The sequence below is a fragment of the Streptomyces sp. NPDC001315 genome (genome assembly GCF_042896175.1).
In the GTDB taxonomy this organism is placed as follows: Bacteria; Actinomycetota; Actinomycetes; order Streptomycetales; family Streptomycetaceae; genus Streptomyces.
This window is the reverse complement of record NZ_JBIAWZ010000004.1, coordinates 169,154-188,560: the sequence shown is the minus strand read 5'-3', so window position 1 is coordinate 188,560 and position 19,407 is coordinate 169,154. Positions and strand designations below refer to the sequence as shown.

15 protein-coding genes are annotated in these 19,407 nt (G+C 72.5%); 10 read left to right on the top strand and 5 right to left on the bottom strand.

What is annotated here, in order from left to right:
• Window positions 1-8: 8 nt before the first annotated feature.
• Window positions 9-611: a PDZ domain-containing protein gene (locus ACFY16_RS14325; protein ID WP_390647406.1), complete on the top strand. Its 603-nt coding sequence runs from the start codon at window positions 9-11 to the stop codon at window positions 609-611.
• On the opposite strand, the gene ACFY16_RS14320 is transcribed toward ACFY16_RS14325, so the two are convergent.
• On the bottom strand, window positions 604-1,359 hold the full coding sequence (locus ACFY16_RS14320; protein WP_390647405.1) for a metallophosphoesterase: 756 nt from the start codon (window positions 1,357-1,359) through the stop codon (window positions 604-606). The genes ACFY16_RS14325 and ACFY16_RS14320 overlap by 8 nt on opposite strands.
• Before the next feature lie 244 nt (window positions 1,360-1,603).
• Between ACFY16_RS14320 and ACFY16_RS14315 the strand changes: the two genes are divergently transcribed.
• On the top strand, window positions 1,604-2,731 hold the full coding sequence (locus tag ACFY16_RS14315) for an aminopeptidase P family protein (protein ID WP_390647404.1): 1,128 nt from the start codon (window positions 1,604-1,606) through the stop codon (window positions 2,729-2,731).
• Between the two features lie 64 nt (window positions 2,732-2,795).
• The gene (locus tag ACFY16_RS14310) at window positions 2,796-3,773 is read left to right on the top strand and encodes an aminoglycoside phosphotransferase family protein (RefSeq protein WP_390647403.1); all 978 of its coding nucleotides are present in this window, start codon (window positions 2,796-2,798) and stop codon (window positions 3,771-3,773) included.
• A gap of 60 nt (window positions 3,774-3,833) precedes the next feature.
• Here the strand turns inward: ACFY16_RS14310 and treZ are convergent, their stop codons facing one another.
• Window positions 3,834-5,579 carry a malto-oligosyltrehalose trehalohydrolase gene (gene treZ / locus ACFY16_RS14305; protein WP_390647402.1) on the bottom strand — a complete coding sequence of 582 codons (1,746 nt, stop codon included), beginning with the start codon at window positions 5,577-5,579 and terminating at the stop codon, window positions 3,834-3,836.
• Window positions 5,580-5,752: 173 nt separating this feature from the next.
• Here treZ and ACFY16_RS14300 point away from each other — a divergent pair, with 173 nt between their 5' ends.
• The 3 genes from ACFY16_RS14300 (at window position 5,753) to ACFY16_RS14290 (ending at window position 8,311) form a co-directional block, all read left to right on the top strand.
• Window positions 5,753-6,304: an FHA domain-containing protein gene (locus tag ACFY16_RS14300; protein ID WP_390647401.1), complete on the top strand. Its 552-nt coding sequence runs from the start codon at window positions 5,753-5,755 to the stop codon at window positions 6,302-6,304.
• Window positions 6,305-6,425: 121 nt separating this feature from the next.
• Window positions 6,426-7,787 (top strand): M14 family zinc carboxypeptidase, encoded by a 1,362-nt coding sequence (locus ACFY16_RS14295; RefSeq protein ID WP_390647729.1) that lies wholly within the window; start codon window positions 6,426-6,428, stop codon window positions 7,785-7,787.
• Window positions 7,784-8,311, top strand: coding sequence for an SSI family serine proteinase inhibitor (locus ACFY16_RS14290; RefSeq protein ID WP_390647400.1), 528 nt, complete (start codon window positions 7,784-7,786; stop codon window positions 8,309-8,311). Before ACFY16_RS14295 ends, ACFY16_RS14290 begins: the two co-directional genes overlap by 4 nt.
• Here ACFY16_RS14290 and ACFY16_RS14285 read toward each other — a convergent pair.
• The gene (locus tag ACFY16_RS14285) at window positions 8,287-9,537 is read right to left on the bottom strand and encodes a M14 family zinc carboxypeptidase (RefSeq protein WP_390647728.1); all 1,251 of its coding nucleotides are present in this window, start codon (window positions 9,535-9,537) and stop codon (window positions 8,287-8,289) included. The two genes, ACFY16_RS14290 and ACFY16_RS14285, sit on opposite strands and share 25 nt — an antisense overlap.
• A gap of 436 nt (window positions 9,538-9,973) precedes the next feature.
• On the opposite strand from ACFY16_RS14285, the gene ACFY16_RS14280 reads away from it, so the two are divergent.
• Window positions 9,974-11,086 (top strand): cytochrome P450, encoded by a 1,113-nt coding sequence (locus ACFY16_RS14280; RefSeq protein WP_390647399.1) that lies wholly within the window; start codon window positions 9,974-9,976, stop codon window positions 11,084-11,086.
• On the opposite strand, the gene treY is transcribed toward ACFY16_RS14280, so the two are convergent.
• Window positions 11,073-13,484, bottom strand: coding sequence for a malto-oligosyltrehalose synthase (treY, locus tag ACFY16_RS14275; RefSeq protein ID WP_390647398.1), 2,412 nt, complete (start codon window positions 13,482-13,484; stop codon window positions 11,073-11,075). The genes ACFY16_RS14280 and treY overlap by 14 nt on opposite strands.
• Window positions 13,485-13,566: 82 nt before the next feature.
• Window positions 13,567-15,684, bottom strand: coding sequence for a glycogen debranching protein GlgX (gene glgX / locus ACFY16_RS14270; RefSeq protein ID WP_390647397.1), 2,118 nt, complete (start codon window positions 15,682-15,684; stop codon window positions 13,567-13,569).
• Between the two features lie 192 nt (window positions 15,685-15,876).
• Here glgX and ACFY16_RS14265 point away from each other — a divergent pair, with 192 nt between their 5' ends.
• The 3 genes from ACFY16_RS14265 to ACFY16_RS14255 all read left to right on the top strand — a co-directional run bounded on the left by ACFY16_RS14265 (window position 15,877) and on the right by ACFY16_RS14255 (window position 19,405).
• Window positions 15,877-16,689: a Tat pathway signal sequence domain protein gene (locus ACFY16_RS14265; RefSeq protein ID WP_390647396.1), complete on the top strand. Its 813-nt coding sequence runs from the start codon at window positions 15,877-15,879 to the stop codon at window positions 16,687-16,689.
• Between the two features lie 62 nt (window positions 16,690-16,751).
• Complete coding sequence (locus ACFY16_RS14260) at window positions 16,752-18,065, top strand: copper amine oxidase (protein WP_390647395.1); 1,314 nt, start codon at window positions 16,752-16,754, stop codon at window positions 18,063-18,065.
• A gap of 101 nt (window positions 18,066-18,166) precedes the next feature.
• Complete coding sequence (locus tag ACFY16_RS14255) at window positions 18,167-19,405, top strand: SAV2148 family HEPN domain-containing protein (protein ID WP_390647394.1); 1,239 nt, start codon at window positions 18,167-18,169, stop codon at window positions 19,403-19,405.
• Window positions 19,406-19,407: the final 2 nt, after the last annotated feature.

Below are 19,407 nucleotides of genomic sequence, written 5' to 3'. Positions count from 1 at the left end.
GGCGATTCATGGAACAGACTGCGTTGCGTCCCAAGCCGATGCCCGGCCGGGAGCCCTCGGGCGGTGCCGGGTCCGGTGCTCAGTCCCGGCGTCCGCATGCCGCGCGACGCCGTGGCGGACGGCTCACGACCCTGTTGTTCGGCCTGTTCGTCGGGACGGTGCTGGTGCTGTCCGGGGTGGGGCTCGGGACGGTGGGGGCCACCGTGATCGGCATGAGCAGACTCGCGGAGCTCCAGCGGCAGGGGGCGGGGCAGCACGGGCCGGGGGCGGCCGGTACCGCGTCCGCCCGGGCCCGCTCGGGTGCCGCCTCGTCGTCCTCGTCGTCGTTCCCGTCGCGGGACGCCTCCGGAGGGACCCTCGGGGTCGAGGCGGTGGACGCCGAGAAGGCCGGGGCGATGGTCGTCGGCGTCCATGTTCCCGGGCCGGGTTACACGGCGGGGCTGGTCCGCGGTGACGTGCTCCTCGCGTTCGGCAGGACCCGTGTCGACTCGGCCGCCGATCTCGCGCGAGCCGTCGCCCGCGCCCGCCCGGGCAAGGAGGTCACGCTGACGATCCGGCACCGAAGCGGCGGCTACCAGCAGTTGACGGCCGTACCCGGGGTCGTCATGTGATCACCCGGAAGTGGCTGGTGAGCCGCCCCTCGTCGTCCAGCACGTGAAACGCGAGCCCGACCGGCGCGTCCCGGTCGGCGACCTGCTCGCCCTCCCAGGGCAGCCGCAGCGTCCACGTCACCCCGGGGCCGACGACCAGCGGCCGGCCGGCGAAGGAGGTGGCGGCCGCCGTGTGCGCGTGGCCGGTGAGGAACCCGGCGATCTCGGGCCTGCGCTCCACGAGGGCGGCGAGCGCCCGGGGCTCGCCCAGTCGGTAGGAGTCGGGCAGCGGGTGGTGCAGCGCCACCGGCGGGTGGTGGAAGGCGAGCAGCACCGGAAAGCGGCCGCCGAGGCCGTCGAGCGTCTCCTCGATCCAGGCGTACGTCTCCTCGTCCAGGGCCCCTTCGTCGTTTCCCGGGACGCTGGAGTCGCACATCAGTACGGCGCCGCCGTCGAAGACGCGCACGCTGTTGACCGGACCGTCGGCGGGCGGCTGCCGGAGCAGGGCCTTGCGGTACGGGGCGCGGCTGTCGTGGTTGCCCGGGCAGGTCAGCACCGGGAACGGTGTGTCGGTGGCCCGTAGCCCGAGGATACGGGCCGCCTCCTCGTACTCCGCCTCCGCGCCGTGGTCCGCGATGTCCCCGGTGACCAGCAGCGCGTCCACCTGTCCTGGCAGCCCCCACAGCCGGTCGCGCACCCGTTCGGCGCGCTCCGTCGCTCGGGTGCTGCCGTCCAGATGCAGATCGCTGATGTGTGCGAGTACCAGCACGGTCGTCGCCCTCCCTGGGTGTCCAGCTATTAATGGGTCACCATGATCTAACCATTAGCACTAATGGCTTATCAAGATTCATCCGTTAGTCGAAGTGGGGGCTGATCGGGAAATCCACTGGTTCGCTCTCGGCGGCGCGCGCCACGATGAGCCACGCAGCTCCGCCCAACCGGCTCGCGCAGCTTCCTACGGCCGGGCAGGATGCTGCCCGTAGTCACCTCTTCGCCCGCCCAGGGAGGCCCGGATGACCGGCAGTACGGCCGCGCCCTTCACCGCCGACGACTACCGGGCCCGGATGGACCGAGCCGCGCACGCTGCCGCGGACGCCGGGCTGGCCGGGCTCCTGGTGGCACCAGGGCCCGACCTCGTCTGGCTCACCGGCTACGCGCCGACCGCGGCCACCGAACGGCTCACCCTGCTGGTCCTCGCCGCCGGCCAGGATCCCGTCCTCGTCGTGCCCACGCTGGAGGCCCCCGACGCGGCCAGGGCCACGGGCGCGCCCGCCCTGACCCTGCGCGACTGGACCGACGGCAAGGACCCCTACGCCGTCACCGCCGGCCTCCTCGACACCTCCGGCCGCTTCGGAATCAGCGACAACGCCTGGGCGATGCACCTGCTCGGCCTGCAGAAGGCACTGCCCGCCACCTCCTACGCCTCCCTCACCGACGCCCTGCCGATGCTGCGCGCCGTCAAGGACGCGGCGGAACTGGAGCTGTTGGCGGCCGCGGGCGCGGCCGCGGACGCGACGTTCGAGGACATCCGGAACGTTCCGTTCGCCGGACGCCGGGAATCAGAGATCGCCATGGACCTCAGCCGACTGCTGCGTCGACACGGACACGCGGTGGTCGACTTCACCATCGTCGGCTCCGGGCCGAACGGGGCCAACCCGCACCACGAAGTGGGCGACCGCGTCATCGAGCGCGGCGACATGGTCGTGCTCGACTTCGGCGGCCTCAAGGACGGCTACGGCTCCGACACCTCCCGCACGGTCCACGTCGGCGAGCCGACGGACGAGGAGCGGGCGGTCCACGACATCGTGCGCGCGGCCCAGGAGGCGGGCTTCCGGGCCGTACGGCCCGGCGTCGCCTGCCAGGAGGTCGACCGGGCCGCCCGCAAGGTCATCGAGGACGCCGGGTACGGCCCGTACTTCATCCACCGCACGGGCCACGGCATCGGCGTCACCACCCACGAGCCGCCCTACATGATCGAGGGCGAGCAGCAGCCCCTCGTCCCCGGGATGTGCTTCTCCGTCGAACCAGGCATCTATCTGCCCGGCCGCTTCGGGGTGCGCATCGAGGACATCGTGGCCGTGACGGAAGAGGGCGGCCGCCGGCTCAACGACACGACCCGCGAGATGGTCATAGTGGACTGAAGGCGTGGTCCGACCACCAGGAGCCCCACCCTCGAGACGACACCCCCGAGCAACGGCGCGACCCATGACCCAGGCACCGACACCCACCGCGGACACCGTCCGCCGACTGGTCCGTTCCCTGATCAAGGAAGGCAAGGAGGGCGAGAGGGGCGGGCTCGGTGCGAACGGTGCCGCCGGACCCGAGGTGCGGCCCGTCGGCGGGGGCGGCGAGCACTCCACGTGGTGGGTCGGTACCCGCCATGTGCTGCGCCTCGCCACCGACCGGGAAGCGGCCGTCCGCCGGCGCCGTGAGCTGCGCCTGCGCGACCTCGTGCGGCCCTATGTCCCCGTGGCCGTACCGGCGAGCGTGGCGCGCGGCGAGTGGGCGCCCGGACTCACTTACACGCTGGACACGAAGGTGTCCGGCGGCTCTGCGGAGGAACACGACGTGTCCGCCGTCGGCGAGGCCGACCTGGCCGGACTGCTCACGGGCCTGCGTGAGGTGCCCGCCCGCCAGGCCGAGACCCTCGGCGTCCCGCATGCCGCCCCGCGCTCCCTGGAGGCGCTGCGCCGTATGGCCGTGGCCGCCGCGCAACTCCTCGGCACGGCGGACGAGTTCGACCCCGCCCGGCTCCACCAGCTCACCCCGCCCGGCGCGGCCCAGCTCGCCGCACAGGCCGGCGCGGCCGTCCTCGTCCACCACGGCCTCAGGGGCGAGCACCTCGTGGTCAGCGCCGACGGCCGGGTGCGCGGTGTCCTGGACTGGACCGACGCGGTCCTCGGCGACCCCGCGGAGGACATCGCCGGGCTCGCGCTCGCCGTCGGAGCCCCCGCCGCCGTACGTGCCGCCACCCTCGCCGGCTACGGCCCCCGCCCATGCCTGCGCGGCCTGTGGCTCGCCCGTTGCGACACGGTCATCCGCCTCGCCGAGCGCCTCCAGGGCCGCGACGACAGCCCACTGCCGCTGCTGCGGACGCAGCTGCGCCGCGCCTGGGAGCCGATCCTGCTGGAGCGGGTGACGGAACTCCGGGAGGAGGAACGGGACGACGAGGAGGAGCTGTGACTCCTGGGCCTGCTTCGAGCTCCGCGCGGCCCGCTCGGCTGCCCCCACCCCCAGGCCCCCTCAGCTCTGTTCCAGCACCACGCACGACGCACCGGGCACCAGCAGTATCCCGTCCGTGTCCGGTCCCTCGACGGGTTCCCACGCGGCGAGTACCCGGGCCGGGCGGGTGCCCAGGGGGATCGCCGCAGGCTCCTTGCCGAGATTCACCGCCACGCGTACGTCGCCACGGCGGAAGGCGAGCCAGCGGGCCTCTTCGTCGTAGGCCACCTTCGTGTCGGCGAGGTCGGGATCGGTGAGGTCCGGTTGTGTGTGCCGCAGCGCGACGAGGCGTCGGTACCAGTCCAGTACGCGCGCGTGGGGCTCGCGCTCCGGCTCGGACCAGTCCAGGCAGGAGCGGTCGCGGGTCGCCGGATCCTGCGGGTCGGGTACGTCCTCCTCGGCCCAGCCGTGCGCGGCGAACTCCCGCCGCCTGCCCCGGCGTACCGCCTCCGCGAGTTCCGGATCGGTGTGGTCGGTGAAGAACTGCCAGGGCGTGCCCGCGGCCCACTCCTCGCCCATGAACAGCATCGGCGTGAACGGAGCCGTCAACGTCAGTGCGGCGGCGCAGGCCAGCAGCCCGGGAGACAGGGAGGCGGCCAGGCGGTCGCCCTGGGCGCGGTTGCCGACCTGGTCGTGGGTCTGGCTGTAGCCGACGAGCCGGTGCGCGGCCACGCGGCTGCGGTCCAGGGCGCGGCCGTGGTGCCGGCCCCGGAAGCTCGAGTACGTGCCGTCGTGGAAGAAACCGCCCGTGAGGGTCTTGGCGAGGGCCGCGAAGGGGGCGCGCGCGAAGTCCGCGTAGTAGCCCTGGGACTCGCCGGTCAGCGCGGTGTGCAGGGCGTGGTGGAAGTCGTCGTTCCACTGCGCGTGCAGGCCCAGGCCGCTCTCCGCGCGCGCGGTGACCAGTCGCGGATCGTTCAGATCCGATTCGGCGATCAGGAACAGCGGCCGGCCCGTCTCGGCGGCGAGCGTGTCCACGGCCCTCGCCAGCTCCTCGAGGAAGTGGCACGCGCGCGTGTCCGCCAGCGCGTGCACCGCGTCCAGCCGCAGCCCGTCGATCCGGTAGTCCCGCAGCCATGCCAGCGCGCTGCCGAGCAGGAAGGCGCGCACCTCGTCCGAGCCGGGCGCGTCGAGGTTGACCGCGGCGCCCCACGGGGTGTGGTGGGTGTCGGTGAAGTACGCGCCGAACGCGGGCAGGTGGTTGCCCGACGGGCCCAGATGGTTGTGCACCACGTCCAGGACCACACCGAGCCCGAGTTCATGGGCCCGGTCGACGAAGCGCCGCAGCGCCTCGGGTCCGCCGTACGGCTCGTGCACCGCCCACAGCGAGACCCCCTCGTACCCCCAGCCGTGCCGGCCGGGGAAGGGACACAGCGGCATCAACTCGATGTGCGTGACCCCCAGTTCGACCAGGTGGCCGAGCCGCTCGGCGGCCGCGTCGAGGGTGCCCTCGGGCGTGTACGTGCCCACATGCAGCTCGTACAGCACCGCCCCGGGCAGCGGACGGCCGGCCCACTCGGTGCGCCAGGCGTACCGCCCGTGGTCGACGACCGCGCTCGGACCGTCCGGGCCGTCCGGCTGCCGGCGTGAACGCGGGTCGGGCAGCACGGGGCCGTCGTCCAGCGCGAACCCGTACCGCGTGCCGTCCCGGGCGTCCGCCTCGCCGCTCCACCAGCCGTCCCGCGCCGGATCACGCGCCAACGCGCGCGTGACGCCGTCGCAATGAAGCGTCACCCGGTCGGCCTGCGGTGCCCACACCTCGAACTGCACGGACGGTTCCCCTTCGTCTGCTCACCGTGATGTAGCCCGTCCATGGTGCGTCAAACGCGATCAATCCGCCTTTGAAAGCGCCCTTTTGTGGCCGGTGTCGTGAGGTACGCGCGCGTGACGGCCGTTTCTGTGTTTTCTGGACACCCGAGGTTCACTGACCGACAATCACGAGCGTGACGTCGTCTTTCGAGTTCCACACGTACCCCGCGCGGCTGTCCGACGCGGAGCGCGACCGGGCGCTGAAGGTGCTGCGTGACGGCGTCGCCATGGGCCGTCTGTCCCACGACACGTTCATCCGGCGCATGGAGCTGGCGCTGGCCGCCCGCCGGTCCGACGAACTGGCCGTGCTCACCGCCGACCTGCGCACGGAGGGCCGCTTCGCGCGCGTGGTGTTCGGCACCGTCGAGGCGGTCTCGGGCTTCACCGTACGGCTGCGCCGGGCCTGGCAGGCCGAGAAGCTGCCCAAGCTGCTGCTGCCGCACCCGGGCGCCGGCCATGCCCTGCGCATCGGCCGGGACCCCGCCAACGGGCTGCGGCTCACCCACGAGACGGTCTCGCGTGTGCACGCCGAACTCAGCCGCCAGGGCGGCATGTGGGTCCTGCGCGATCTCGGCTCGACCAACGGCACGACGGTGAACGGTCGCCGGGTCATCGGCGCGGCCGTCGTCCGCGAGGGCGACCAGATCGGCTTCGGAAGCATCGCCTTCCGCCTCGCGGCGGACTGAACCGGACCCCCATGCGCCCGTGCGGCGCCGAATTCCCTCGCGTACGGCGGTGTTGACGTACCCGTCGCGCCGTGACTGACTGTGCGTACACCATGGACACCAGGTGAACCGACGGCACCACTTGTGGAGGTGTGCCCTGCCGCCACTCCTCCGCTACCCGACCGTGGACGAACTGGGCACCCGGGCGGCGGCACTCGTCGCCCGACGCCCCCGGGACGCCCGGCTGCGCCGGATCGGGACATCACGCGCGGGAACGCCCCTGTGGCTGCTGTCCGTCGGACACGGCACCCGTCAGGCCCTGGTGGTCGCCGGACCGCACGCGAACGAGCCGGTGGGCGGCGCCACCGCCCTGCGCCTGGCCGAACGCGTCCTGGCCGACCCCCGGCTCACCGACGGCGCCGACGCCACCTGGAACCTGCTGCTGTGCCTCGATCCCGACGGCCTGCGCCGCAACGAGGGCTGGCTGCCCGGCCCGTACACCCTCGGCCACTACTTCCGGAACTTCTTCCGTCCCGGCTTCCTCGAACAGCCCGAGTGGCTGCCCGACGGCGCGGCCGCCGCCACGCTCCCGGAGACGCGTGCCCTGCTCCGCCTCCAGGATGAACTGAAACCTTTCTTCCAGTGCTCCCTGCACGGCGTCGACGTCGGAGGCGGCTTCGTCGAGCTGACCCGCGACCTGCCGGGCCTCGCCCGGCGCCTCGCGCACACCGCGGCCCGGCTCGGCATCCCGCGCGAACTCGGGCCCTACGACACCCTGTACTGGCCCAGCCTGGGACCCGCCGTCTACCGGATCCCGCCCCCACGCCGGGGTGACCGGGCCGCGGCCATCACCGAGGCCGCCGTCGAGTCCACCTGGTTCCATCCACAGCGGCACGGCACGGTCACCGCCGTCATCGAGGCACCCATGTGGGGCGTGGCCGCCGTGGAGGACGGCTCCCCGCCGGCCGACCCGGACGAGGCACTGCGCACGGTGAGCGCCACCCTGCGCCACGACACCCGGCTCCTGGAGCTGATCCTCGCGCGGATCCGGCCCCACCTCGCCGGCTCGCCGGACGCGGCGCGCCTGCTCGCACCGGTCGACGACTATTTACTCGTCTGCCCCGGCCTTGCCGACGCGTGGGACCCCGACACCCGTGATCCCGGGCGCCCGCTGCCGCCCCTGCACACCGCCCACCTCGCCGCCCTGGGCATATCCGGACGACGGCTCGCCCTGCGGACGGCAGGGCTGCTGCACCAGCTCGTGCGGGGCGCCGGCCGCGACCCGGCCGGCGTGCTGCCGGATCTGGACCGGCTCATCGACGAGTGGTGCGCCGACTACCACGACTGCGGGGCACGCTGGATCCCCGTCGCGCGTCAGGTGGAGTACCAGTCGCGGGTGGTGCTCGCCACGTTCGAACTCGCCGCGGCGCACGCCCGAGAGGAGACCCGTTCGGGTGAGCGAGGGTGGTCCTCGGAGACCGCCGTGCCGATGCCTCTTGAATGACGTACACGACGCATACGGCACACTCGACGCATAAGGCGCATAAGACGTGCACCTCAAGAGCGAAGAAGGCGTTCGGCGGCCTGGCGACAGCCGCCCTGCTCCTGACCGGCGCGACCCCGGCGACCGCCCAGGACCCGTCGCAGGGCGACTGGCTCTCCCTCACCGTCACCCGGGGCGACACCCGGTCCGGTGACACGCCCGGCACCCTGCTGCGGTGCGATCCGCCCCAGGGACACGCGCGCGCAGCCGAGGCCTGCGCCCAGCTCGCCGCGGTGAACGGCGACATCGGCGCCATCGCGCTCAAGAAGGACGTCTTCTGCACGATGGTGTACGCGCCGGTGACCGCCCGCGCGCGCGGGGAGTGGGGCGGACGGTCCGTCGAGTTCGAGAAGACGTACGCCAACGCGTGCGTGATGGAGGCGTGGACCGGGGCGGTGTTCGCGCTGGACGAGCGACAAGGCCGGGTGGGCGGGGGAGGCAAGGGGCAGCGCCCGGCCCATTACGCCGCCCGGTCGCGCGCGTAGAGCGCGGCCGCGACGACGGTACGGGACTGGTGTTCGACCTGGTGCTCCAGGGGCACCCAGCGGGCCCGGAAGCGTTCCGCGAAGGCGTCGCTCCAGGTCGCCACGAGCCGTTCGAGACGCGGCGCCGCACGGTCGTCGCTCTCCTGAAGGACCCGCAGCAGCATCGCCGCCGCCCGCAGCGGCAGCCGGCGGGCGAACGCGTCGACGCTGCCGACGTACGCCATCGTGGTGTCGGCCGGCGGCGTGTGGATCCAGTCCTCGGCCAGCCCCGGCACCAGCTCCAGCACCCACCTGGCGGCCCGCAGCAGGGGGCCGTCGACGCCCTCCAGGCGCGGCAGGGCCTCGGCGAGCACCCGCTCCACGTCCAGGGCGTCCCGCCGCAGCCGGTGCGCGAGGCGCCGTATCGCGGCGGCGGGAGCGGGGTGCGGGGCGCGGTCGTCGACCAGGTCGCTCGCCCACATCGGCACCTCGACGACCGCGGTCAGACCGCCGTACCGGTGGGCGTGGTACCAGGTGCTGTGCCGTGCGTCGTCCGGCATGCTCGGGTACGCCGCGTCCGCGCCGGGCGCGGGCATCACGTGCACCCCGGGACCGCTCGCCGGCCAGCCGGCGGCGTCGGAGGCGCCCGTCTCCACCGGGATGTGCAGCTCCGCCGCGGACTTGGCGAACGGTTCCGCCAGGCCGGGGATGTCCTTCGTCAACTGCACCCAGCTGCCGCCCAGATCGGTGCCGTGCAGGGTCACCTGGAGGTAGGGCCGCAGCTCGTCTATGACCCCGGTCAGGGCGCGCGTCTCGGGCGGCAGCCGGTCGGGCGGCAGCACCGACGGTGACCACTCCGGCTGCTCCGGTCCCGCGGGCCGGAAGAAGCCGAGGTGGTAGTCGAACAGGCTGCGCGGCGCCGGAGTCACATGCAGGCTCGCTCCGTCCGGGTCCGCGCACAGCAGGAAGTGCCAGGAGGTGTCGGCCCGTAACTCCCGCTCGTGCAGGACCCGTTCGGCGAGTGCGAGGAGTGTGGAGCCGCCGGTCGGCTCGTTCGCGTGGGCGCCGGCGACGACGAGCACGGCGCGTCGGGCATGGCCCACGGACAGCAGGTGCAGCGGCCGGCCGCCCCGCGAGACGCCCACCTGCCGCAGTCTGCACAGGCCAGGCCGGTGAGCGGCCAACGCTCCGGCGGACGCGACCAATTCGGGAACACTGGGGTAGCGCAGCTCCGGCAGGAGACTCACCCCCGACTTGTCCGCCTTGCTTCGCACCCGCAGTACCCCATGGACTCTGTGAACTGTCAAGGACTCGGTGGGGGAGGCGCCAGGGGGCGCCCAGGGGCATTCACCGCCGACAGGCGGGACCAAGAGCGCCGGCAAGGACTCGCCCGTCCGGAGCCGGTGCGGCATGGAGTCACGCACGACGAGCCCGTACGGTCCGGTGCCCACCCGACCCGCCGGGACAGCACCTCCCGTGTCACCCGTACGGCAGTACAGGACAGGCGCCGAGGGCCGCGCGGTGGTCGGCTGGGGACATCCACCCGGACGTACGGCGCGGAGTCCGGATGCGCGTCCCTACGGTGCGCGGCGGACCAGGCGCGACGGCCGGCCGGGAGCGGTCACGCGCGCGTGAAGCACGAATCGAGCATGTGGGAGCCCGGCGGTGCAGTGCCTTACCGGCGTGTCCAGCACGCAGACCGCGGGAGCTCCGCCCGGCACGCCCCGCAGACCGCCGAGTCTGCGCGACCTCCGGACGGCCGCGGCGGACCCGTACCCGCTCTACCGCACGCTGCGCGAGCACTTCCCGCTCCTCTACGACGAGCCGTTCGGCGCCTGGCTCGTCAGCCGCCACGACGACGTCCGCGCCGCACTCACGGACCCGCGACTGGCCCCCGTGCCGTCGCCGGCCGACGGCCGGACCCCGGACCACCGCGAGGCCCTCGCCTCGGTGCTGCGGGGTCCCGCGCTGTCCGCCCTGACGGCGGCCGTCGACCGCGGTGCCTTCGTCCTCGCCCGTCGACTGGCCGGGCGGGAGACGGCCGACCTGGTCACCGAGTTCTGCGACTGGCTGCCCACCGCCACGGCGCTGGCCGCGCTGGGCATCCCGTACGAGGAGACCACGCGGGTGCACCGCTGGTGCCGTGCGGGCCTGGACCACCGGGGCCGGCATCCCGAACTCGACGCCTTCCTGCGCCCGCTCGTGGCCCGCCGCCGGGCACATCCGGGCAGCGACCTGCTGTCCGCCCTGTGCACGGCGGGCGACGGCGGCCACCCGCTGCCCGACGAGGCCGTGACACACATCGCCGGAACGCTGCTCGGCGCGGCGGGCGGCACGACCGCGCGGGCGCTGGCGTCGTTCCTCGGCAATCTCCTGGACCATCCCCGCCAGTTGGACGTGATCCGGGCCCGTCCGGAGCTGGCGGCCGGCGCCTGGGCGGAGTCCCTGCGCCGCGACCCGCCGGTGCACGTGGTGCTGCGCTGGGCCACCGTGCCCTTCGGCGCGGTTCCCGCGGGCGCCACCGTGGCGTGTCTGCTGGGCGCCGCGGGCCGCGACCGCGCCCGATTCGCCGACCCCGACCGCTACGACGCCTTCCGTCCCGACCCCGCTCCACTCGCCTACGGCTCCCAGCCGCACGGCTGCTCGGGCGCCCTGCTGGCCGGGCTCACGGCCGAGCGCGGCCTGCGCGCCCTGCTGACGACCCTGCCGGGCCTGCGCCGTGCGCCCGGGGCGCGGGCCGCTCCGGAGGGCCGCTTCCACCGCTCGCCGCCGGCCTTGCCGGTCACGCTTCGCTAGAGGTGCCGGCGTGCCGCGTTTCGCCGGCGGAGCTGCCGGACGGTCCGTCCGGGCCGACCCGTTCCAGCAGTGCCACCGGCAGCCGCTCGAAAAGTTCCGCCACGCGCGCGTGCCCCTCGAACGCACGGCCCGGAGCCAGCACATCGGCCCACCGCCCCGGAGGCAGCGGCAGACGCGTGTCCTGCCAGCCGCCCGACTCCGTCAGGCGCAGGGACAGGCGTGTCACCGCCGTGACCACCGTTGCGGAGCGTACGAACGCCAGACAGTGAGCCGCCGTCGGGCCCTGCGCGGGCAGCGGCGCGTACGTCGCCGCGGCGCCGAAGGCCTCGGGCCGTCGCCCGCGCAGCCGCAGCGCGGCCCTGGTCACCGTGTCCTTCGCGCCGGGGTCCTCGGGCGGGAACCGCACCGGCCGCCGGTTGTCCGGGTCCACCAGCGCCCGGTATGCGGCCTCCGTGCCCTGGTACAGGTCGGGGACGCCGGGCATCGTCAGCTGGACCAGGGCCGTACCCAGCATGTTCGCGCGGATGTGCGGCTCCAGCGTGTTCCGGAAGGCGGCCACCCGCTCGCCCGGCGCTCCGCACGGGCCCGCCGCGACGAACTGCGCCACGGCCGCCTCGTACGGGGGCTCCTGCTCCGTCCAGCTCGTGTACAGGCCGGCCTCACGCACGTGCTTGAGCAGAGCCCCCTGAACGCGTTCCCCGGACGCGGGCCCGAGCCCGAACACCGTCTGCCAGGCCGCCCACGCCAGTTGGGCGTCGGGCACGCCGTCGCCGTCCCGGCTCACCTCGGCCAGGACGTCGGCCCACCGCTCGGGGCACTCGGTCAGCACGGCGAGGGCCGCTCGGACGTCGGCGCTGCGCTTGGTGTCGTGGGTCGACACGGCGGTCCCCGTGCCCGGCCAGTCGTGCTGCACGCGCGCGCAGTAGGCGTGGAAGTCCGCCGGGGAAACGGCCGGGTTCCCCGGGTTGCCACCGACCTCGGTCGCCGACAGGAGCGGTACATAGCGGTAGAACGCGGTGTCCTCCACGGACTTGGCGCGCAGCGCGGACGCCGTCTGCGCGAACCGCGCACGGAACTCCACATGCCCGGGCCCGTCACCGTGACGCCCGAGCACGAGACCCCGTACGACGTCGACCGCACCGGCCTCCTCGGGCACGACGAAGGCGAGCCGGGCCTCTGCCGCGGCCTCCTCGGTGACGACGGCGGCCGCGTCACCCGAGGTGTACGGCCGGTAGACCTCCAGACGTACGAGCAGCTCCTGCAGCGCCGTACGCAGCGCCCACGGCGCGTGGTCGCGCAGCGCGGGATCCGGTGACGTCGTGCACAGCCGGCCCGCCACCCGGGTCAGCCGGTCGACCTCGGTGGCCAGCTCGTGCGAGAGCACCCCGTACGCCGCTCGCCGCACCGTCGCCGCCCAGTCCCCGCCCCGGTCCGTCTGCGGGACCGCGAACCGCCGGTACCGGCCGAGGAGTTCCCCGGCACCCGCCGCATCCGTGAAGAGACCGTCGATGTGCCTGAGCGCGTCGTAGCCGGTGGTTCCCGCGACGGGCCAGGAGGCCGGCAGGTGCTCCCCGTCCGCCAGGATCTTCTCCACGACCGTCCAGCGGCCCCCCGTCGCCTCGTGCAGCCGCCGCAGATAGCCGTCCGGATCGGCGAGCCCGTCGGGATGGTCGACGCGCAGGCCCTCGATCACGCCCTCGTGGAGCAACTGGAGAATCTTGGCATGGGTGGCCTCGAACACCTCCGGGTCCTCCACCCGCACCCCGATGAGCTCGGAAATGCTGAAGAAACGCCGGTAGTTGAGCTCGGTACGGGCCAGCCGCCACCACACCGGGCGGTACCACTGGGCGTCCAGGAGCTGCGGCAGCGGCAGTTCCCCGGTGCCCTCGCGCAGCGGCAGGACATGGTCGTGGTAGCGCAGGACCTCGCCGTCGACCTCCAGGTGTTCGATCTCCGTGCCGAGCGGGTGCCCCAGCACCGGCAGCAGCATCTGCCCGCCCTGCGCCTCCCAGTCGATGTCGAACCACCGCGCGTACGGCGACTTCGGGCCCTCCCGCAGCACCTCCCACAGCGCGTGGTTGTGCCGCGGGGCCATGGCCATGTGGTTCGGCACGATGTCCACCACCAGGCCGAGACCGTGCTCCCGCGCGGTGCGCGACAGCGCGCGCAGCCCCTCCTCGCCGCCCAGTTCGTCACGTACGCGCGCGTGGTCCACGACGTCATAGCCGTGCGCCGATCCGGGTACCGCCTCGAGGACGGGGGACAGGTGCACATGCGAGACGCCGAGCGTGGCCAGGTACGGCACGGCCGCCGCCGCGGCCCCGAACGGGAACTCGGGCTGCAACTGCAGCCGGTAGGTGGCCGTGGGCACCACCGGGTCAGGTCGCTCAGGTGTCATGGAAACCTACGTACCCGCCCCGCCGCCCTTCGTGTCATCGCCGGACCCACCTCCGCCCGTACGCCGCCGGTCCCGCGTCCGCCTAGGTGGGCCGCCGCAGCACCGTCAGGCTGCGGTCCACCAGGGTCAGCCGGTCCCCGGCCTGCACCTTGGCGCTCGTCCCCGTCGGCACGCCCTCCGGGAGCGCCGTGTCCACCACCACCTGCCACTGCCGTCCGTGGTCGACCGGCACCACGAACTCCAGCTGCTTCGGCGAGGCGTTGAACATCAGCAGGAAGGAGTCGTCGCCGATGCGCTCCCCGCGCGGGCCGGGCTCCGAGATCGCGTTGCCGTTGAGGAACACCGTCAGCGCCGACGCCTGCGCCGAGTCCCAGTCCCGCTGGACCATCTCCTTGCCCTCCGGAGTGAACCAGGCGATGTCCGACAGCTCGTCGTGGGTGCCCTCCACGGGCCGGCCGTGGAAGAAGCGCCGCCTGCGGAAGACCGGATGGTCCTTGCGCAGCAGCACGACGGCCCGGGTGAAGTCCAGCAGCTCGCCGCCGCTGCCGTCGGGGTCGGGCCACTTCACCCAGGCCAGTTCGCTGTCCTGACAGTAGGCGTTGTTGTTGCCCTGCTGCGTGCGCGCGACCTCGTCGCCGTGGCTGATCATCGGCACGCCCTGGGAGAGCATCAGCGTGGCCACGAAGTTCCGCATCTGGCGGGCCCGCAGCTCCAGGACGGCCGGGTCGTCCGTTTCGCCCTCCACGCCGCAGTTCCAGGACCGGTTGTGGCTCTCGCCGTCCCGGTTGTCCTCGCCGTTGGCGTGGTTGTGCTTGGTGTCGTACGACACCAGGTCGTGCAGCGTGAACCCGTCGTGGCAGGTCACGAAGTTGATGGAGGCCAGGGGGCGTCGCCCGTCGTCCTGGTACAGGTCGGACGACCCCGTCAGCCGGGACGCGAACTCCGCCACCGCCCGCGGCTCGCCGCGCCACAGGTCCCGCACCGTGTCGCGGTACTTGCCGTTCCACTCGGTCCACAGCGGCGGGAAGTTGCCCACCTGGTAGCCGCCCTCGCCGACGTCCCACGGCTCGGCGATCAGCTTCACCTGGGAGACCACCGGGTCCTGCTGCACCAGGTCGAAGAACGACGACAGCCGGTCGACCTCGTGGAACTGCCTCGCCAGCGTCGCCGCCAGGTCGAAGCGGAACCCGTCGACGTGCATCTCGGTGACCCAGTAGCGCAGCGAGTCCATGATCAGCTGGAGCACGTGCGGGGATCGCATGAGCAGCGAGTTCCCGGTCCCGGTGGTGTCCGTGTAGTAGCGCGGGTCGTCCGCCAGGCGGTAGTACGACGGGTTGTCGAGCCCCCGGAAGGACAGCGTGGGGCCCAGGTGGTTGCCCTCGGCGGTGTGGTTGTAGACCACGTCGAGGATCACCTCGATGCCGGCCTCGTGCAGCGCCCGCACCGCCGACTTGAACTCCAGGACCTGCTGACCGCGGTCGCCCCAGGAGGCGTACGCGTTGTGCGGGGCGAAGAAGCCGACCGTGTTGTAGCCCCAGTAGTTGTTCAGGCCCATGTCCACCAGACGGTGGTCGTTCACGAACTGGTGCACCGGCATCAGCTCCAGCGCGGTGACCCCGAGCGACGTCAGGTGCTCGATGATCGCCGGGTGAGCGAGCGCCGCGTAGGTGCCGCGCAGCTCCTCGGGCAGGTCCGGGTGGCGCATCGTGAGGCCCTTGACATGGGCCTCGTAGATCACCGTGCGGTGGTACTCGGTGCGCGGCCGCCGGTCGTCACCCCAGTCGAAGTAGGGGTTGACCACGACCGACGTCATGGTGTGCGGCGCCGAGTCCAGGTCGTTGCGCTTGTCCGGGTTGCCGAAGTGGTAGCCGTACACCTCCTCGCCCCAGCGGACCGAGCCGCTGATCGCCTTCGCGTACGGGTCGAGCAGCAGCTTCGCGGAGTTGCAGCGCAGCCCGCGCTCGGGGGCGTACGGGCCGTGCGCCCGGAAGCCGTACCGCTGGCCGGGCATGACGCCCGGCACGTACGCGTGCCGCACGAACGCGTCGCTCTCGCGCAGTTCGACCGCCGTCTCCGAGCCGTCGTCGTGCAGCAGACACAACTCGACTCGGTCCGCGGCCTCCGTGAAGACCGCGAAGTTGGTACCGGCGCCGTCGTAGGTGGCACCGAGTGGGTATGCCTCTCCAGGCCAGACCTGCATGGACACGACTCTTCCAGGTGAACGACCGCGCGGGGGGCGCCTTGGCACCGAGTGTCCCCGAAAGTGATGGAACCACCTATGACTTACGTCCCTCTTACCGAGCGACCAGTGCAGACGCGGGTATGCCAGGTAAGGGCGTACCCGTGGGGCAAACACATACTCCCGGGGATGTAGGGGGAGTAGGGGGAAGATGTGCGCGAAATAGTGCACCGCCATCTGGGAAAGGTGGTGGCCGGTGCGGCGATGGCGGTGGCGGGGACCGCCGTCATGGTCGGGATCACCCTGCCGGGCACGGCAGGGGCCGATGAAACGGGAGGAGGCAAGGGCGGGCAGTCGGCCCGGGAGGCGACCCAGGACCAGGGCGGCGCCGCGGTCGCGCCGGGTGTCGTCGAGCAGGCACCGGCCGAGGGCGAGAAGGGCACGGGTCGCGACCCGCTGACCGACGACGAGATCGAGCGCGTCCAGAAGATCGCGCTGAACCGGCAGCTGCTCACCAGCGGGGAGAACGTGGAGGGCGGACGTGGCCCGCAGCGCGTCGGCGTCGACCTCGCCGAGCCGGAGACCGCGGAGCTGGACGACCCGACCGCGCCACGCCGCGCGGACGTCACGTTCTACGACTATCGGGACGACACGCTCGTCACCAGGACCGTGAACCTCGCCACCGGGAAGGTCGAGCAGACCAGCTCCCAGCACGGCGTCCAGCCGCCGCTGAGCCGTGACGAGCAGACCGAGGCCGCCCGGCTGCTGATCGCCGATCCGGCGGGCGCGGGCCTGAAGGCGGACTACAAGGACGCCACCGGCGAGGAGCTGACCTCGCCGGACCAGCTGCTGATCACCGCCATGGTGTACCGGGCGACTCCGGGCGCCCAGCCGGCCGTACTCGACAAGTGCGGCGAACACCGCTGCGTGCGGCTGTTCCCGAAGGTCAAGAACGGGCCGTGGATCGACGCCAGGTCGCTCGTGATCGACCTCAGCGCCCGCAAGGTCGGCAAGCTCGCCCGCTGAGCCGCCCTCCGTTCGCTTCTCCAACTCTTTCTTTGTTCCTCCTGTAAGGGAGTCACTTCTTCATGCGTGTGAACAGAATCGGTCGTGCCCGGAAGGCGGCGGTGGGGCTGTCCCTGGCGGCGCTGGCCGCCGGCGTGACGACCGCCGCGGGACCGGCAGCCGCCCAGCCGAAGGCGGCGGCCGCGGCGGCGCAGTGCAGCACCACGTACCGCATCGAGCAGAAGCTCGCGAGCGGCACGACCTGGCGCATGTGCTGGCGCTTCGAGAGCAAGTCCGGACTCGTCCTGGAGGACGTCTCCTACCAGCCGCCCGGCGAGGCCGCTCCGATCAAGGTCCTCAACAGCGCCAGGCTCGCCCAGATCCATGTGCCCTACGACGACGGCAAGAACGAGTTCAACGACGTCACGGACTACGACTTCGGCTCCGGCCTGGTGAACCTGGACCCGGGCGAGTGCCCGGGCGGCACCATCCGGGTGGTCAAGGTCCCCGGCGGCATGGACCCCGCCCACCCCTACGTCAAGGGCCTGTGCACCACGACCCGTTCCCGCGGCCACGCCTACCGCATGCAGGCCGACACCGGCAACAAGGTCTACCAGGCCCAGGGCAAGGACCTGCTCGTCTACACGGTCAACAAGGTCGGCTGGTACGAGTACATGACCGAGTGGCGCTTCCAGGACGACGGCACGATCAACATGAACGTGGGCGCGACCGGCAGCCTCTCGCCGTACGACTACGACGCCGGCGACGGCCGCGGCTGGCCGATAGGCAAGGGCGCCAGGTCCTACGCCACCAGCCACAGCCACAACGTGTTCTGGCGGCTCGACTTCGGCCTCGACGGCTCCTCCAAGGGCCGCGTCGAGCAGTACGACTCGGTCGTCAGCCCGCCCGCGGCCGGCCAGCAGGGCCCGACCAACAAGACCACCCGCACCACGGTCACCAAGGAACTCGCGGGCGACGCCAAGAACATGCGCTGGTGGCGCATGGTCAGCGCGACCGGCAAGAACAAGGACGGGCACGCGCGTTCGTACGAGATCGTCCCGGGCCCCACCTCCAAGTACCTGGGCCGCCCGTTCACCAAGCACGACGTGTACTTCACCGAGTACGACAAGTGCGAGCAGTACGCCAGCAACAACCCGCTCAACTGCGGTGCCGGACACGGCAAGTCCGTCGACACCTGGGTGAACGGGCAGACCCTCACCCACCCCGTGGTCTGGATGAACGTGGGCTTCCACCACATCGCGCGCGACGAGGACCAGCAGCCCATGCCGGTCCACTGGCAGGGCTTCTCGATCGCCCCCAGGGACGTCACCGCTATGAATCCGCTCACTCCGGCCGACCTCGCCGGGCAGAACGGGCAAGTGGAACCGCTTGGTTGAGAAACGACCCTGTCCATCCGGCTGCACCGCCCACCGCTCCCGGAGTACCCTTCCTTGATCGTTGAGACGGGAAGCTCGGGGGAGCGGAAGGCGGTGCGCGGGTGGGCTCGGGAGGGCTTGAGTTGCCCCCTGGTGACGAGGGTCACGAGGGGAACTCGGCAGACGTCCCGCCCGGCACGGTGTCGCTGGCGCGGCCGATGGAGACGAGTTCCATCGGGCCGGAGCTGGACTGGGACGCCGACGCCTGGCGTGAGGTGCGTACGCGCGCCCAGCGAGCCGGCCGGGCCTACATCTGGCTGAACCTCGTCGAACAGCGGCTGCGCGCGGTCGTGGCCGCCGTACTGCGGCCCATCTACGAACCCGTCCACGGCGACGAGTGGGTGGTCGCCGCGGCCGGCCCGGCCGGCCAGGAGTGGGTGCAGCGCGCGGTCGCCGTACGCGAGGTCAGCCGCCGCAAGGGCTATCTGCTCGACCCGGCCGACGACAATGTGATCAGCTTCCTGACACTGCCACAGCTGCGCGAGCTGATGGTGCAGCACTGGCCGTGCTTCGAGCCCTACTTCGACGAGCGCCGGGACGTCGAACTCGCCCTGGACGAGCTCGAAGTCACCCGCAACGTCGTCTCCCGCAACCGGGCCCTGTCCGAGGCGGTCCTCAACCAGGCCGAGCGGGCCTCCGCGCGGCTCCTCGAGATGCTCGACTCGAGCGGCGACGTGCCCTCCGCGCGGCGACTGCCCGTCGACGCCGTGGAGGACCTGGTCGGCGACCGGTACGCGGACGTGGTCGCCGTGCACTCCGACCGGGTGCGGCTGCTGCGCCAGTTCCCGGCCGAGGACATCTTCGGCGGCGCCCGCCGGCTCGACGCCATCGGCATCGGCCTCAACCTGCTCGTGCAGAACTTCTCCGGGCGCCGCCTGGTACGGCTGGCGGAGGCGGGCGCGCGAGTGCGGCTGCTGTTCCTGAACCCGGCCTCCAGCGCGGTCAAGCGCCGCGAACGCGAACTCGGCATCAAACGAGGCGAACTGAGCCGCGCCGCGGAGATGAACATCCTGCACATGCGCCGGGTGCGCTCCCGGCTTCGGGACCCGGACGCCTTCCAGATCCAGGTCTACGACGAGACCCCGCGCTTCACCGCCTACCTCGTCGACGGCGACGGCTCGGACGGCATCGCGGTCGTGCAGTCCTATCTGCGGCGGACCCGGGGCATGGAGGCGCCGGTGCTGGTGCTGCGCAACGGCAGCCGGGTGGTCAAGTCGGACGGGGTGGACGAAGGCGGTCTCTTCTCGGCCTATCGCGAGGAGTTCGAGCTTGCTTGGGCTGATTCGCGGCCAGTGTCCTGAAC

Bases quoted from the DNA above. Each gene is read 5' to 3' on its own strand.
- ACFY16_RS14325 (WP_390647406.1), top strand. From the start codon at position 9: ATGGAACAGACTGCGTTGCGTCCCAAGCCGATGCCCGGCCGGGAGCCC.
- ACFY16_RS14315 (WP_390647404.1), top strand. From the start codon at position 1,604: ATGACCGGCAGTACGGCCGCGCCCTTCACCGCCGACGACTACCGGGCC.
- ACFY16_RS14310 (WP_390647403.1), top strand. From the start codon at position 2,796: ATGACCCAGGCACCGACACCCACCGCGGACACCGTCCGCCGACTGGTC.
- ACFY16_RS14290 (WP_390647400.1), top strand. From the start codon at position 7,784: ATGACGTACACGACGCATACGGCACACTCGACGCATAAGGCGCATAAG.
- treY (WP_390647398.1), bottom strand. From the start codon at position 13,484: ATGACACCTGAGCGACCTGACCCGGTGGTGCCCACGGCCACCTACCGG.
- glgX (WP_390647397.1), bottom strand. From the start codon at position 15,684: ATGCAGGTCTGGCCTGGAGAGGCATACCCACTCGGTGCCACCTACGAC.
- ACFY16_RS14260 (WP_390647395.1), top strand. From the start codon at position 16,752: ATGCGTGTGAACAGAATCGGTCGTGCCCGGAAGGCGGCGGTGGGGCTG.